Origin of the sequence: Mesorhizobium sp. M8A.F.Ca.ET.207.01.1.1 (assembly GCF_004794715.1) — a bacterium.
Lineage (GTDB): Bacteria > Pseudomonadota > Alphaproteobacteria > Rhizobiales > Rhizobiaceae > Mesorhizobium.
The window spans coordinates 1-323 of record NZ_SRUS01000362.1 but is presented as its reverse complement, the minus strand read 5'-3'; the positions used below and the strand labels follow the sequence as shown (position 1 = coordinate 323).

General features: G+C 63.2%; 1 protein-coding gene. It reads left to right on the top strand.

What is annotated here, in order from left to right; translation table 11 throughout:
* The coding region (locus EN850_RS34920) for a hypothetical protein (protein ID WP_210238064.1) at positions 1-323 on the top strand (323 nt) is incomplete at both ends.

Here is a 323-nt window from a genome sequence, read left to right as displayed (position 1 = left end):
GCCCGACCTCGGTCTGGCAGCGCCGCACCTATATCAACCCGGTCAACCCGGCCTATGTCGCCGGCACGCCGTCGTACGTGCAGAAGCAGATCAACAACGATGTAACGCCCGATTACCATCACCGGCTGGGCAACAGCTATGCGCGCAGTTCGCAGGTGGCCGCCGGCTCGACCCTGTTCTTCGATCGCGGCTACGTCGGTGTCAGCATCGATGCCAAGGACAGCGAGTACGGCGTGCCGGGCTTTTCGATGCAGAACCTGTCATTCGGTTCGAACTACGCCGACGGCCTGCCGGTGGGCATGGTGATCAGGCAGGAGCGCTAC